Source organism: Streptomyces sp. NPDC104226 (genome assembly GCF_055584085.1).
Window position 1 is genome coordinate 82,090 of record NZ_JBVJMS010000011.1, and the last position, 14,626, is coordinate 96,715.

Sequence of the window (14,626 nt, forward strand, 5' to 3'; positions counted from 1 at the left end):
GCCGGGGTGGTCGTGGTACTCGTGGCCGGGCTGCCGCGTCGGTAGGCTCGTTCGCATGGAGCATCAGGTGTTCGTACCGGTCCCCTCCGCCGACGTCCGCGCCGTGCTGCGCGACCCCGCCCGGCTGGCGCGATGCGTGCCGGGGCTCCAGCAGGACGCCGATACGGAGGCCGGGCCGCTGTCCGGCCGGCTGAAGGTGCGGGTCGGCGGACACACCGTCACCTACCGCGGCACCCTGTCCGTCACCGAGCAGGACCCGGACCGCTTCACCCTGACCGGCGAGGGCACCGAGGTGCGGGGGAGCGGGACCGTGAAGCTCGCCCTCGCGCTGCTCCTGACCGGGGCGGACGGCGGCACCCTGCTGGAGTTCACCGCCGAGGCCGCCGCCGACGGCCGCGCCGCCGCCTTCGCCCCCGACGCGGCCGCCACGGCCGCGCACCGCCTCCTGGACCGGGCCGCCGGGCACCTCGCGGCCCTCGCGGTCGACGGCGGCACCGGGCCCGCCGACGCGGGGGCGGACGTGGACGCGGGAGCCGACCCGGTGAACTCCGACGCCGGCCCCGACTCCGACTCCGACCGGGAGGACCCCGGCCCGGGGTTCACCGAGGTCACCGCGTCCGTGTTCGACACAGAGGTCCCACCCCCGTCCCTGGACCCGTTCCTGGAGGGCACCTTCGAGGGCATGGCCGACCTGGGGGACCTCGGCGGCCCCCCGCGCCCGCCCGCCGAGGCCGCGCACGCCCGCCGCACGATGATCGGCCGCAGCGCGGAGGAGGTCGACCACGCGCCCCCACGCGGTCGCTACGCCCCGGTCCCGGCCCCCACCTCCGCCTCGGCCGGTGCCGGCCTGCGCTGGATCGCCCCGGCCGCCGCCGTGGCGGTGGCCTCGGCGGTCCTCCTGGGCCGCGCCCTGCGCCGCCGCCGCTGACCCGGGGACCCGCCCGCATCCCCGCACGGCCCTGATCACCCCGCCGGGCTGACTAAGGTCATGGCATGAGTACGCAACTGCGCGCCGGCGGCGCCGAGGTGACCATCGACCAGGAGAACGGCTGCCGGATCAGCAGTCTGCGCATCGACGGGACGGAGCTGCTGAGGCAGGGGGACCACTACGGGTCCTTCCCCATGGTCCCGTGGTGCGGCCGGACCAGGGACGGGCAGTTCCAGGACGGTGCGACCCTGCACCAGCTCCCGCTCAACCACCCGCCGCACGCCATCCACGGCTTCGGCCGCGACGCCGCCTGGAGCCGCGCCCGGGCCACCGCCACCGAGGCCGCCTTCACGTACCCGCTCGCCGATCCGTGGCCGTACGAGGGCCTGGTCACCCAGATCTTCGAGCTCGGCGAGAACGCACTGACGCTGACGATGGGCATCGAGACCTACGGGGACTCCTTCCCGGCGCAGGCCGGCTGGCACCCCTGGTTCCGGCGCAGCCTCACCGAGGGCGGGTCCGACGTGCGCATCGACTTCGAGGCCGCCTGGCAGGAGGAGCGCGGAGCCGACCACCTGCCCACCGGCAACCGCATCGACCCCAAGCCCGGCCCCTGGGACGACTGCTTCGGCATGCCGTACGGGGTCGACGTCACCCTCACCTGGCCCGACGCGCTGGAGCTGAAGGTCACCAGCCGCTCCGAATGGGTGGTCGTCTACGACGAGGAGCCCGAGGCCGTCTGCGTGGAACCGCAGTCGGGTCCGCCGAACGGGCTGAACAGCCTCCCCCAGCTGGTCACCCCCGTGGACCCGCTGGAGATCTCCACGACGTGGACGTGGCGGCGGCTCGGGTAGTGCCCAATTAAGCTCGGGGCCATGAGTGACGTACGCGATGCGCTTCTGCAGCAGATCAAGGACAAGGCCGTCGTGCACGGCAAGGTGATCCTCTCCTCCGGTCGTGAGGCCGACTACTACATCGACCTCCGCCGGATCACCCTGGACGGCGAGGCCGCCCCGCTGGTCGGCCAGGTCATGCTCGACCTCACCGCCGACCTGGAGTTCGACTGCGTCGGCGGCCTGACGCTGGGCGCCGACCCGGTCGCCACCTCGATGCTGCACGCCTCCGCCGCGCGCGGCGCCCGCCTGGACGCCTTCGTCGTCCGCAAGGCGCAGAAGGCGCACGGCATGCAGCGCCGCATCGAGGGCACCGACGTGAAGGGCAAGCGCTGCCTGGTGGTCGAGGACACCTCGACCACCGGCGGTTCCCCGCTGACCGCCGTCGAGGCGGTCCGCGAGGCCGGCGGCGAGGTCGTCGCCGTCGCGACGATCGTCGACCGCGGCGCGGCCGACGCCATCGCGGCCGCCGGCCTGCCCTACCTCACGGGCTACCAGCTGGACGACCTCGGTTTGTCCTAACCCTTGGACGGTGGGTCGTGCTTCCGCACAACTGGTGACTTAGGTCCCCGGACCTCCGGAAGTAGGCCCTGACCTGCGCCTTTGCGGTTCGGTGGAGTGTTTCACGTGAAACACTCCACCCGGATCGGGGCTCGCGGTGCCGTCGTGGAGGTGGAGTGGGGGCGCGAGTCTGGAAAGATGGGCACGACGGCAACGTCGCCCCCAGGTCAGGGCCCGCAATAAGCACACTCCCCGCACATCCAAGGAGCGGACAGATGCCCATCGCAACCCCCGAGGTCTACAACGAGATGCTCGACCGGGCGAAGGCAGGCAAGTTTGCCTACCCGGCGATCAACGTGACCTCGACCCAGACCCTGCACGCTGCACTGCGCGGCTTCGCGGAGGCCGAGAGCGACGGCATCATCCAGATCTCCACCGGTGGTGCGGAGTTCCTGGGTGGCCAGTACAACAAGGACATGGTCACCGGCGCCGCCGCCCTGGCCGAGTTCGCGCACATCGTGGCCGCCAAGTACGACATCACCGTCGCGCTGCACACGGACCACTGCCCCAAGGACAAGCTGGACGGCTACGTCCGCCCGCTGCTCGAGATCTCCGCCGAGCGCGTGGCCCGCGGCCTCAACCCGCTGTTCCAGTCGCACATGTGGGACGGCTCCGCCGAGACCCTGGCCGACAACCTGGCCATCGGCCAGGAGCTGCTCGCCAAGGCCGCCGCCGCGAAGATCATCCTCGAGGTCGAGATCACCCCGACCGGTGGCGAGGAGGACGGCGTCAGCCACGAGATCAACGACGAGCTGTACACCACCGTCGAGGACGCGCTGCGCACCGCCGAGGCCCTGGGCCTGGGCGAGAAGGGCCGCTACCTGCTGGCCGCCTCCTTCGGCAACGTGCACGGCGTCTACAAGCCGGGCAACGTCGTCCTGCGCCCCGAGCTCCTCAAGGACCTCCAGGCCGGCGTCGGCGAGAAGTACGGCAAGTCCTCGCCGTTCGACTTCGTCTTCCACGGCGGCTCGGGCTCCACGGCCGAGGAGATCGCCACCGCGCTGGAGAACGGCGTCGTGAAGATGAACCTCGACACCGACACCCAGTACGCCTTCACCCGCCCGGTCGTGGACCACATGTTCCGCAACTACGACGCGGTCCTGAAGGTCGACGGCGAGGTCGGCACCAAGTCGAAGTACGACCCCCGCACGTGGGGCAAGGCCGCCGAGGCCGGCATGGCCGCGCGCGTCACCGAGGCCTGCGCGAACCTGCGTTCCACGGGCACGAAGCTCAAGTAGCAGCGCTCAGAGCGGCAGCGGCTCGCGCCGCGGCGGCCTACCGGAAGGGCCCGGCTCCATCGTCCACGGACGGCGGGGCCGGGCCCTTCGCGCATGCCGGCGTCCGCCATCCGCCAGACTGGGGCGCATGTCTCTTCACCAGAACCTCCTCGGGGGTCCCGCCCCCACCCACCTGCCCGACGAGCCGGGCATCGCCGCCATCGCCGCGGGCACCCCGGCCGTCGAGGTGGCCGCCGCGCACCCGACGTCCTCCCTCGCCTGGGCCCTCCTCGCCGACGAGGCCTTCGAGGCCGGCCGCACGGTCGAGTCGTACGCGTACGCCCGTACGGGCTACCACCGCGGCCTCGACGCGCTGCGCCGCGCGGGCTGGAAGGGCCACGGCCCGGTGCCGTGGGAGCACGAGCCGAACCGCGGCTTCCTGCGCGCCCTGAACGCCCTGGCCCGCGCGGCCGGCGCCATCGACGAGAAGGAGGAGTACGAGCGCTGCTCGACCTTCCTGCGCGACTCCTCCGAGACGGCTGCGGACGTCCTCGGCGCCTGACGCGGACGCTCCCGCCCGGGTGGGCTCCTCACGGGCCCGCCCGGTGGCGGGACGTGACGTACGCCACTGACTATTGAAGCCCTGCGGCACGACGGACCTATGATGCGGGCAGGGGACCGGAGCTCCACTCACCTCACGGAAGGAGCGGACCGCTACCCGGAAGCACGTATCGAGGAGACAGCGATGTCGCACGCCCTTGATGCCTCCGGAGACGGCGGTTCGGACACCCCGAACCTCGACTTCGCCGGCACGACCCCCTACGAGGACTACGTCCAGGCGGACGTCCTCACCCACCTCCAGCACCCGCGCTCGGACGACCCGGGCGAGATGGTCTTCCTGGTCACCACCCAGGTCATGGAGCTGTGGTTCACGGTCATCGTCCACGAGTGGGAGACCGCCGCGAAGGCGCTCCGCGAGGACGAGCTCCCCGTCGCGATGGACGCGCTGAAACGATCCCTCCGCGAGCTGGAGGCCCTCAACGCCTCCTGGCGCCCCCTCGCCCAGCTGACCCCGGGCCAGTTCAACGCGTACCGCGCCGCCCTCGGCGAGGGCTCCGGCTTCCAGTCGGCGATGTACCGCCGGATGGAGTTCCTCCTCGGCGACAAGGCCGCCTCCATGCTGGTCCCGCACCGCGGCGCCCCGCGCGTCCACGCCGAGCTGGAGAAGGCCCTCCAGGAGCCCAGCCTCTACGACGAGGTGCTGCGCCTCCTCGCCCGCCGCGGCCTCCCCGTCCCGGCGCACGTCCTCGACCGCGACCTCTCGCAGCGCTACGAGCCCTCGCCCGAGGTCGAAGCCGTCTGGACGTCCCTGTACGCGACCCCGGACACTCACCTGGACCTGCACCGCCTCGGCGAGGTCCTCACCGACGTCGCCGAGCTGGTCTGGCGCTGGCGCAACGACCACCTGGTCGCCACCCGGCGCGCGATGGGCGCGAAGACGGGCACCGGCGGCTCGGCCGGCGTGACCTGGCTGGAGAAGCGGGCGCAGAAGAACGTCTTCCCCGAGCTGTGGACGGCGCGCAGCCATGTCTGAGCCGACCGTGAACGAGACCCCCGACCTCGCGGCCCGCGACCTGGCCGCCGCCGATCTCGCCGCCCGCGATCTCGCCGCCGCCGATCTCGCCGCCCGCGCCGAAGCGCTCGACGCGGCCGACCCGCTCGGCAAGCTCCGCGACCGCTTCACCCTCCCCGAGGGCGTGGTCTACCTCGACGGCAACAGCCTCGGCGCGCTCCCCGCAGGGGTGGCCGCCCGCGTCGCCGAGGTCGTCACGGAGCAGTGGGGCACCCGCCTGATCCGCTCCTGGACCGAGGGCGAAGCCAACTGGTGGAACGCCCCCGAACGCATAGGAGACCGGATAGCCCCGCTGGTCGGCGCCGCAGCCGGCCAGGTGGTCGTCGGCGACTCCACCAGCGTCAACCTCTTCAAGGCCCTCGTCGGCGCCGCCCGGCTGGCCGCACCCGGCCGGACCGAGCTGCTCGTGGACGCCGCCACCTTCCCCACCGACGGCTACATCGCCGAGTCGGCGGCCCGGATGACGGGCCTGCGCGTCGTCCCGGTCGACCCGGCCGCCGCCGCGGCGGCGATGGGCCCGGACACCGCCGTGGTCCTCCTCAACCACGCCGACTACCGCACCGGCCGCCTGCACGACCTGCCCGGCCTCACCGCGGCCGCGCACGCCGCCGGGGCGCTCGTCGTCTGGGACCTGTGCCACACCGCCGGGGCGCTCCCCGTCGGCCTCGACGCGCACGCGGTGGACCTCGCGGTCGGCTGCACCTACAAGTACCTCAACGGCGGCCCCGGCGCCCCCGCGTACCTGTACGTCGCCGCCCGCCACCAGCACGCCTTCGATTCCCCGCTGCCGGGCTGGAACGGCCATGCGGACCCGTTCGCGATGACCCCCTCCTACGAGGCCGCGCAGGGTGTGGCGCGGGGCCGCGTCGGCACCCCGGACATCCTGTCCATGCTCGCGCTGGAGGCCGCCCTCGACGCCTGGGACGGGGTCGCGGTCGAGGACGTCCGCGCGAAGTCCCTCGCGCTGACCGACTTCTTCCTCGACTGCGTGGCGGCGTACGTCCCCGCGGGCAAGGTCGAGCTGGTCACCCCGACCGGGCACGACCGGCGCGCCAGCCAGGTGTCGCTGCGCACGGAGAACGCGGACGAGGTCATGCGCGAGCTCATCTCGCGGGGTGTGATCGGGGACTTCCGGGCCCCGGACGTCCTGCGGTTCGGATTCACCCCGCTGTACGTCGGCTTCGCGGACGCGGAGCGTGCGGCGCGCGTACTGGGTCACATCTTCGGGTGAACCGGTAGCGAAACGTCACATCACCGCGCGGGCGGGGCTAAGGCCCCGCCCGCGCCGGTATCTCCCCGGCCTGCCACGGAGGGGGCCGTTCCGGCCTGATACGGTCCCGCTCTGCCGCAACACCGGAACACCAGTCCCCCTTGTCCCTCGCGTTACCGGAGGTTGAGCCGATGACGGACCCCGCAGTCGAACGGGACGCCGCCGAGGCCGCCTCGGCCTTCTCCCATCCGCCCGTAGCCCCCGACGCGACGGCCGCCTACGGCGAACACCCCGACCAGATCGTCGACTTCCACGCCCCCCGCGGGGAGCGGGCGCAGCCCGGCGTCGCGCGTTCCGCACCGCTGGTCGTCGTCCTGCACGGCGGGGCCTGGCGCGCCCCGTACGACCGGCAGCACATCACCCCCTTCGCGGACTTCCTGGCCCGGCAGGGTTTCGCCGTCGCCAACGTGGAGTACCGGCGCGGCCAGACCCGGGAATCGCAGCCGCTGCCGCATCAGGACGCCGAGGGCCCGGTGGCCGGCCGCTGGCCCGATACCTTCGACGACGTGGCCGCCGCCATGGACGCCCTCCCGGAACTCGCCGCCGGCTGCCTGCCCGAGGCCGACCCCCGCCGCATGGTGCTGACCGGCCACTCGGCCGGAGGCCACCTCGCGCTGTGGGCCGCGGCCCGGCACGTGCTCCCGCAGGACGCCCCGGCCGGCTGGAGGCTGCCCTCGCCGCCGCTGCTGCGCGGAGTGGTGGCGCTGGCCCCGATCGCGGACTTCACGGTCGCGGAAGAGCTCGGGGTGTGCGGAGGTGCTTCGGCGCAACTCCTGGGCGGGGAGCGGCCGTTCATCGCGCGACGCCCGTACGCCGACCCGGCGGCACTGCTCCCGACCGGCATCGCGACGGCGGTGGTCCAGGGGCGGAGCGACATCGTGGTCCCGGAGTCGGTGTCGGAGGCGTACGTCGCGGCGGCCGCACTGGCGGGGGAGATGGTCGGACTGACCCTGCTGGACGGGGTCGGCCACTTCCCGCTGATCGACCCGGCGGCGGACGGTTGTGCGGTCGTCGCCGAGGAAATCTCACAACTGGCCTGGTGACCCCGTGGCCGGTCAGTCCCACTGCTCGTCCGCCAGGGAGCTCACCGGGGCGGGCTTGCCGATGACGGCCAGGGCGATGAAGAAGTTGATCTGGCCGATCGCGATGGTGAGGGTGGCGAGCGCCTTCTCGTCGTAGTGCGCGGCCACTTCCGCGTACAGCTCGTCGGTGACGCGCTCCCGGCCGTACGGGGCCGGCTGGAGGGTCGCCTCGACCAGGGCGAGGGCGGCGCGTTCGGCGGGGGTGAAGTAGGGCGCGTCCTGCCAGGAGGAGACGGCGGTGATCCGCTCCTCGCTCTCCCCGGCCTTGCGCAGGAAGGCGGTGTTCAGGACGGTCAGGTAGGTGTTCCCGACGATCTGCCCCGCCCGGAGGTGGACGAGGCTCATCGTGCTGCGGGGGACGGACCGGTTCCCGGTGGCCCGGAAGAGGGCCGCGCTGACGTCGGCCAGCTCGGGGACGAAGTCGGTGGGGTTGGCCATCCGGGAGATGTGGGTGGTGGGAGTCGTGTCCATGAGTGCTGTGCTCCTTCGGGGCGGGCGGGGCCGGTGTCGGCGTCTCACAGCACTGACGGATGCGGGGGTGCGGATGTGACAGGTTCGCGGATTTTTCTTTTCGGCCCTCGGCCCTCGGCTTCGCTAGGGGTTGGCCGGGAGTTCGAAGACGAGCTCGATGCCGTCGGTCTCGTTGCCCCGCTCGGCGACGCGGGTGAAACCGAAGCCCGCGACGGTGGCGAGGGAAGCGGTGTTGTCGGACCGGATCGTGGCCCGGACGGTGCGGACGTCCGGCTCTTCGGCGGCCCTGGCCAGCAGGGCGGCCAGCATGGCGCGGGCGTAGCCCTGGCGGCGGTAGGCGGCCACGACGCTGTAGCCGACCTCGACCACACCGTCCGCGCTCGGCGGGCCGTGGAACCCTGCGTCGCCGATGACCGTCCCGTCCGGCTCCGACACTGCGGCCCGGGTGGTCCAGGGGGCGGCGGAGGGGTCCTTGGCGAGCTGGTCGGCGCGGTAGCCGAAGATCCAGCGGGCACGCTCGGAGACGAAGTAGGGGTCCAGTGCCACCCCGGCCTCGGCGCTGCCACCTGCGAGATCACCGTCGGCGAGCGCCCTCAGGGCCTTCGCGTCGAGCTTGACGAAGCGGACGCGCTTGGGAGGAAGTTCAGTACTCATCGGGGTGATGCTCACCCGGCGGGCTGGGGCTGTCCACCGCTTTACGGCCTGCCGGGACTCCTTGGCCTACGAGCGAAGGTCCCGCCCGGTCGTGAGACCGGGCGGGACCTTCGCATTGCAGTCGGTGTTCAGCGCCGGGCGCTCGACCTCACGAGGTGAAGTAGCCGTTCAGGTCGGCGATCACGTCCACCGAGCCGGAGTTGTTGAAGAACGTCACCCGGCCGTCCACCACCGGGACCACCACCAGGTTGGAGACGGTCTTGCCGGCCGTGAAGTTGAGGTTCGACACGTTGGGGCGGGCCGCCCCGTGCGGGTGGACGATCAGGTGGCTGTCGGACGTGGGGTTGGTGACCGTGACGTTCAGGACGACCGCGGTCACCCCCTGCGCCGGTACGCCTTCCACCCCGGCCACCTGCAGGCTGACCAGCCCGCCGGAGCCCACGGGGCCGGGGCGGGCGCCGGTGCCGTTGCGGGTGTCCAGGAGGCGGACCGGGGAGCCCGAGGAGAACGTGGAACCGGTCGCCGCGTAGTAGCCGGTGACGTCGGCGATCAGGTCGACCGAGCCGGAGTTGTTGCGCAGGTCCACCTTTCCGTTGACCACCGGGACGACCACGAGGTTGGGCACGATCTGTCCGGGCGTGAAGTTGAGGTTCGATACCCCGGGCACGGGCTGACCGTTCGGGTAGACCGTGACGTGGCCCGCCTCGGTGGGCTGGACGGCGGTGACGTTCATGACGACGGCGGTGACTCCGGTGGCCGGGACGCCCTTGACGCCCGCGACCTTGAGGGTGACCACGCCGCCCGTACCGACGCGCTGCTTCTTCGCGCCGGTGCCGTCACGGGTGTCGAGGAACCGGGACGGGGTGATCGGGGTGAACGAGGAGCCCGTACCGGCCTTGTCGGTGTAGTAGCCGGTGACGTCGGCGATCAGGTCGACGGTGCCGGCGCTGTTGCGCAGGTCCACCTTCCCGTTGACCACCGGCACCGTCACGAGGTTGGGCACGATCTGCCCGGCCGCGTAGTTGATGTTCGACACCCCGGGCAGCGGGCGGCTGTTGGGGTAGACGGTGACGTGGCCCGGCTGGGTCGGCTGGACGGCGGTGACGTTCATGACGACGGCGGTGACTCCGGTGGCCGGGACGCCCTTGACGCCCGCGACCTTGAGGGTGACCACGCCGCCCGCGCCGACGCGCTGCTTCTTCGCGCCGGTGCCGTCCCGGGTGTCCAGGAACCGGGCCGGGGTCAGCGGCACGTAGCGGGACTTGCCCGGAGTCGAGGCGGCCGTGACCGTGTACGCCTTCGGGAGGTAGCCCGGCGAGGGCACGCCGTCGGTGTAGCCGACGCCCTCGCGGAGCAGGTCGTAGGTGCCCGCGGGCAGATCGGTGGTGTCCACCTGGACGTTCAGGGCGGTGCCCTCGGCGTTGACGGAGACCGGGATCAGGGGCCGCTCGCGGCCGCCGCCCAGCAGCTTGAGCTTCGTGCCCAGGGTGAGGCCCGTACCGCCGACGACGGCCTGGGACCGCGTGCCGGTGACGCTCGTGGCGGGGCTGATGCCGGTCGGGAGCTGGGCCGAGGCGGGAGTGCAGCCGCTGTCGCAGACGCCCTCCATGGTGAACTCGACGGGGGTGGAGGCCTTGCGGGGGCTCACCAGCAGCACCGTCGAGGCGGCCGGGGTGCCGTAACCGGCCGAGCAGCGCACGTTGAACTGGCCCACGGAGCCGATGCAGTCGAACTTGTGGATCTCGTTGTTCCACTCGGAGGCGGCGAGCACGTCCGTGAAGGGGTGCTCACCGTTGGTGGCACTGGTGGTCCCGACGACGTTGAAGGCCTGGCCGCCCTTCATGTCGAGTACGGCGCAGTAGGCCGTGGAGGACTCGGAGAGCACCGCGCTACGGGCCGGGAAGCCCTCGGGGGAGACCCGGTTGGCCGTGCACTCCGGAGCCCATCCGGCCGCCGTGCCCACCTTCCAGGTGTCCACGTTGGTGTGGATCGGCTTGTCCGTGTAGCCGGTTGCGGTCAGGACCACGAGGTACGAGGTCGAGCCGGTCACCTGGCAGGACACCCCGCGCTGCCAGCAGACGATCTTGCCGGTGGGGTCGAGGACGGCCGCCGTGGTGGTCGGGTCGTACCGTCCCCCGAGCGTCCGCGCGCTGAGCCACATCTTGTCGGTGGCGGCAGCGGGAACGCGCAGGCAGCGGGCGTCCAGGGCCGAGGTCAGGTCGAAGGGGGTGGAGGGACCGCCCACCTTCGTCGAGCCGGGCGCGGCGCAGTTCGCCGTCGGCGAGACGTCGCGGCGCACCAGCGTGTACGTGTCCGCTCCGCCCCAGCCGACCAGCAGGGCCGTGTAGGCGGTGCCGGGGGTGAGGAGGCAGCTGGTGGTGGTGCTGGCGTACGTCGTCTCGCACGCCACGTTGCCCTGGGGATCGACGATCCGGACCGTGGCGTTCAGCTTGTTCTGGTTGTTGGTGTAGTCGAGCAGCTCGGCGGCCGCGTGCTTGTCGGCGGGCAGGCTCAGGCAGGCCTGGCGCACCTCGGCGGGCAGGTCGACCCGGGCGCCGGTGGAGGCGCCGAAGACGGTCTGCGGCCACAGGGCGCAGCCGGTGGCCTCACCGGTGCGGTGGACCACCAGGCCGTACGCCTCGGCGGGCTCGCCGCTCAGCACCACGCGGAACGGGGCGGTGCCGGCCAGCTTGCAGACGACCTCCGCGATGCCTTCGCACTGCTGGGCGCCGGAGGCGTCGTAGACGGCCGTGCGGGCGTGGTCGCCGTCGGCCGGGGGCCGGCCGAGGAGGTACACGCCCTTGCCGGTGGCCGTCGGCAGGGTCAGGCAGTGCTGCTGCCCGGGACCGCCGAAGGTGCCGGTCACCGGGCCGGACACCAGGCCGTCGTCCCGGGTCGCGGTGCAGCCCCGGGTCTCCTTCGCGGAGTGGAAGGCCATCCCGAAGGCGCCGGTGTCGCCGGTGCGCGGGTCGACCGCCCAGGTGTAGTCGCCGGCGGCCAGGGTGCAGCCCGTGGCGCAGTCGCCGACCTGGGTGCCCGCGGCCGTGTACAGCTGACCGTAGGGCACGGAGCCGGTGGAGACCGGGGCGTAGGTGTACGCGCCCGCCGACGGGACGCGCAGCACGCGGCAGCGCACGGCGGAGGTCACGTCCGGGGAGACCCCGTAGGCCTGGGGCTCGACGACCGGGCAGCCCTCGGGCTTCGAGAACCGGGCGGCGGTGAAGGTGTACGGCTCGGCCGAGCCGTAGGACTGCAGGACCGACACCCGGTACGGGGCGGGGCCGGTCAGCGTGCAGTCGAGCGCGTCGCCCTCGCGGTTGAGGGAGGTGCAGATCTCCTTGCCGGAGGCGTCGAAGACGCTCTCCAGCACCCGGTAGGAGGTGGCGTGGGTGCGCACCACGTCGTTCGCGGCGAGGCCCAGCGTGTAGCAGTCACCGGCGGAGCCGGCGGGCAGCGAGCGCTGGAACACGGTCGGGGCGCCGAGCTTGGAGTCGGCGGCGCCGACCGGAACGCAGGCGGTGCTGGAGAGCAGCGGGGCGTACGCGACGGAGGCGCCGGTCTCGTTGCTGCTGTTGTTCATCAGCGTCAGCGTGTACGTGCCCGCGGTGGTGGTGGGGCAGCGCAGGGCGCCATCGCTGGACGGGCGGACCGACTCGCAGGTGACGGGCGAGTCGTCGGGCGCGAGGAGCCGGGGATAGAGCGATCCCTGGGCGGCGACGGCCTGGATGAGGACCAGGTCCTTCTGCTGCGGCAGGGTCAGCGCGATCCGGACGGTCGTGCCCGACGGGACGGCGCAGTCGGCGATCTCGTGCGGCTTCAGCGTCGTCGGGCAGGGGCCCGACGGGTCGGCCTGCGCGAGTGACCGTACGGCGGCCGCGCGGTCCGCCTTCGGGTCCGGCTTCGGCGCGGCCTGCGGGCCGGAAGCCCGCGGCGCGGCGGCAGGTGCGGTGGCCGGATCGGTGGTGGTGGTGCCGGGTGACGGGGCCGCGAGGGCGGACCCGCTCTGGCCGGTGAACGCCGTCAGCACGGCGAGCAGAAGGGCGCCGGAGGCGAGGGCCGTACGGCCCCTCCCCCTGGTCGCGGACATTGCAGACATACCTCTGCCACGTGGCAGCAAGCTCATGAACCCCCCAGTTCAAGCAGGCCCGGCTCCGTTGTGACGTCGGGAGCGCGCGGGCAGGGCGGAGCATATCCCGCCGTGGGGCATGGCCGAAAAGGGATTGTGTGCGGTGGCTGAGATCGCAAAGCTCGATCGAGATCAACAGAAGTGGGGGCCGGTGCGCAATCGCCGACCCGTAATATCCGCCGTCCTCGTGGCGGCGAGTGCGGGGCTCGTTCCGGGAACGGCCCGGCGGCGGGTTCTGCCGCCCCGGCCCGTTTCCTCGTCCCTGCACTGGACGGCCGGGCAGACCGTGCCGAACCTGGTCCAGACGTCCGGCGGCAAGGGCGACGTCATCGACTTCTGGAACCAGGGCTGGAAGCCCGTCGACGTGGTCGTCGACTGCCTCGGTTTCTACGACAAGAACTGATCGGCAGGCGCCGCACACACGGAAAGGGGCGGTGCGCCGTACGGCGCACCGCCCCTTTCCGGTCGCTCCTAGAGGAACGAGTTGATCTCGATCGTCTCGGTGCGGCCGGGGCCGACGCCGATCGCGGAGATCGGGGCGCCCGACATCTCCTCCAGGGCCTTGACGTACGCCTGGGCGTTCTTCGGGAGGTCCGCGAAGGTCTTGGCCTTGGTGATGTCCTCGGACCAGCCGGGGAGGTTTTCGTAGATCGGCTTCGCGTGGTGGAAGTCCGACTGCGAGTACGGGAGCTCCTCGACGCGCTTGCCGTCGATCTCGTACGCGACGCAGACCGGGATCTCCTCCCAGCCGGTCAGCACGTCCAGCTTGGTGAGGAAGAAGTCCGTCAGGCCGTTGACGCGGGTCGCGTAGCGGGCGATCGGGGCGTCGAACCAGCCGCAGCGGCGGTCACGGCCGGTGGTCACACCGCGCTCGCCGCCGATGCGGCGCAGGGCCTCGCCGTCCGCGTCGAACAGCTCGGTCGGGAACGGGCCGGAGCCGACACGGGTGGTGTAGGCCTTCAGGATGCCGATGACGCGGCTGATCTTCGTCGGGCCGACGCCGGCACCGGTGCAGGCGCCACCGGCGGTCGGGTTCGAGGAGGTGACGAAGGGGTACGTGCCGTGGTCGACGTCGAGCAGCGTGCCCTGGCCGCCCTCGAAGAGCACGACCTTGTCCTCGTCGAGCGCGTTGTTGATGATCAGGGTGGTGTCGGCGACGTACGGCTTGATCTGCTCCGCGTACTGGAGCATCTCTTCGACGATCTGGGCCGGGTCGATCGCGCGGCGGTTGTACAGCTTCGCGAGGAGCTGGTTCTTGCCCTCCAGCGCCGCTTCGACCTTCTGGGTGAGGATCGACTCGTCGTACAGGTCCTGGACGCGGATGCCGACGCGGTTGATCTTGTCCGCGTACGTCGGGCCGATGCCGCGGCCGGTCGTACCGATCTTGCGCTTGCCGAGGAAGCGCTCGCCGACCTTGTCGAGGGTGACGTTGTACGGCGTGATCAGGTGCGCGTTGCCGCTGAGCAGCAGCTTCGAGGTGTCGATGCCGCGCTCGTTCAGGCCGCGCAGCTCGGAGAGCAGGACGGCCGGGTCGACGACGACACCGTTGCCGATGACCGGGGTGCATCCGGGGGAGAGGATGCCGGAAGGGAGAAGGTGCAGCGCGTACTTCTGGTCGCCCACGACGACCGTGTGGCCGGCGTTGTTGCCGCCCTGGTAACGCACTACATAGTCAACGGATCCACCGAGCAGGTCGGTGGCCTTTCCCTTGCCCTCGTCACCCCACTGAGCTCCGAGCAGCACAAGAGCGGGCACAGGCGTACACCTCTTCCGGATGGGGCATGTCCAAGG

13 protein-coding genes are annotated in these 14,626 nt (G+C 72.1%); 9 read left to right on the forward strand and 4 right to left on the reverse strand.

The window, feature by feature from the left end; genetic code table 11:
* Positions 1–55: 55 nt before the first annotated feature.
* The 8 genes from ACZ60J_RS30935 (at position 56) to ACZ60J_RS30970 (ending at position 7,545) form a co-directional block, all read left to right on the forward strand.
* Entirely contained in the window at positions 56–928 is an 873-nt protein-coding gene (locus tag ACZ60J_RS30935) for a CoxG family protein (protein WP_469686910.1), read from the forward strand.
* A 65-nt stretch (positions 929–993) separates the two neighbouring features.
* Entirely contained in the window at positions 994–1,782 is a 789-nt protein-coding gene (locus tag ACZ60J_RS30940; RefSeq protein ID WP_469686912.1) for an aldose epimerase family protein, read from the forward strand.
* A 21-nt stretch (positions 1,783–1,803) separates the two neighbouring features.
* On the forward strand, positions 1,804–2,343 hold the full coding sequence (pyrE, locus tag ACZ60J_RS30945; RefSeq protein WP_250748753.1) for an orotate phosphoribosyltransferase: 540 nt from the start codon (positions 1,804–1,806) through the stop codon (positions 2,341–2,343).
* Between the two features lie 254 nt (positions 2,344–2,597).
* Complete coding sequence (fbaA, locus tag ACZ60J_RS30950; RefSeq protein WP_254382380.1) at positions 2,598–3,620, forward strand: class II fructose-bisphosphate aldolase; 1,023 nt, start codon at positions 2,598–2,600, stop codon at positions 3,618–3,620.
* A gap of 127 nt (positions 3,621–3,747) precedes the next feature.
* On the forward strand, positions 3,748–4,161 hold the full coding sequence (locus ACZ60J_RS30955) for a DUF3151 domain-containing protein (protein WP_469686914.1): 414 nt from the start codon (positions 3,748–3,750) through the stop codon (positions 4,159–4,161).
* 183 nt (positions 4,162–4,344) lie between these two features.
* A complete protein-coding gene (locus ACZ60J_RS30960) occupies positions 4,345–5,193 on the forward strand; it encodes a tryptophan 2,3-dioxygenase (protein ID WP_469686916.1) in 849 nt (282 codons plus the stop codon).
* A complete protein-coding gene (kynU, locus tag ACZ60J_RS30965) occupies positions 5,186–6,463 on the forward strand; it encodes a kynureninase (protein ID WP_469686918.1) in 1,278 nt (425 codons plus the stop codon). Before ACZ60J_RS30960 ends, kynU begins: the two co-directional genes overlap by 8 nt.
* Before the next feature lie 170 nt (positions 6,464–6,633).
* On the forward strand, positions 6,634–7,545 hold the full coding sequence (locus tag ACZ60J_RS30970; protein WP_469686920.1) for an alpha/beta hydrolase: 912 nt from the start codon (positions 6,634–6,636) through the stop codon (positions 7,543–7,545).
* A gap of 12 nt (positions 7,546–7,557) precedes the next feature.
* On the opposite strand, the gene ACZ60J_RS30975 is transcribed toward ACZ60J_RS30970, so the two are convergent.
* The 3 genes from ACZ60J_RS30975 to ACZ60J_RS30985 all read right to left on the reverse strand — a co-directional run bounded on the left by ACZ60J_RS30975 (position 7,558) and on the right by ACZ60J_RS30985 (position 12,796).
* Positions 7,558–8,055 (reverse strand): carboxymuconolactone decarboxylase family protein, encoded by a 498-nt coding sequence (locus ACZ60J_RS30975; protein WP_469686922.1) that lies wholly within the window; start codon positions 8,053–8,055, stop codon positions 7,558–7,560.
* A gap of 123 nt (positions 8,056–8,178) precedes the next feature.
* Positions 8,179–8,709: a GNAT family N-acetyltransferase gene (locus ACZ60J_RS30980; RefSeq protein ID WP_469686924.1), complete on the reverse strand. Its 531-nt coding sequence runs from the start codon at positions 8,707–8,709 to the stop codon at positions 8,179–8,181.
* 148 nt (positions 8,710–8,857) lie between these two features.
* On the reverse strand, positions 8,858–12,796 hold the full coding sequence (locus ACZ60J_RS30985) for a hypothetical protein (RefSeq protein ID WP_469686926.1): 3,939 nt from the start codon (positions 12,794–12,796) through the stop codon (positions 8,858–8,860).
* A 190-nt stretch (positions 12,797–12,986) separates the two neighbouring features.
* On the opposite strand from ACZ60J_RS30985, the gene ACZ60J_RS30990 reads away from it, so the two are divergent.
* Positions 12,987–13,238, forward strand: coding sequence for a hypothetical protein (locus ACZ60J_RS30990; RefSeq protein ID WP_469686928.1), 252 nt, complete (start codon positions 12,987–12,989; stop codon positions 13,236–13,238).
* A 68-nt stretch (positions 13,239–13,306) separates the two neighbouring features.
* Here the strand turns inward: ACZ60J_RS30990 and ACZ60J_RS30995 are convergent, their stop codons facing one another.
* Positions 13,307–14,590, reverse strand: coding sequence for an adenylosuccinate synthase (locus tag ACZ60J_RS30995; RefSeq protein WP_243330671.1), 1,284 nt, complete (start codon positions 14,588–14,590; stop codon positions 13,307–13,309).
* Positions 14,591–14,626: the final 36 nt, after the last annotated feature.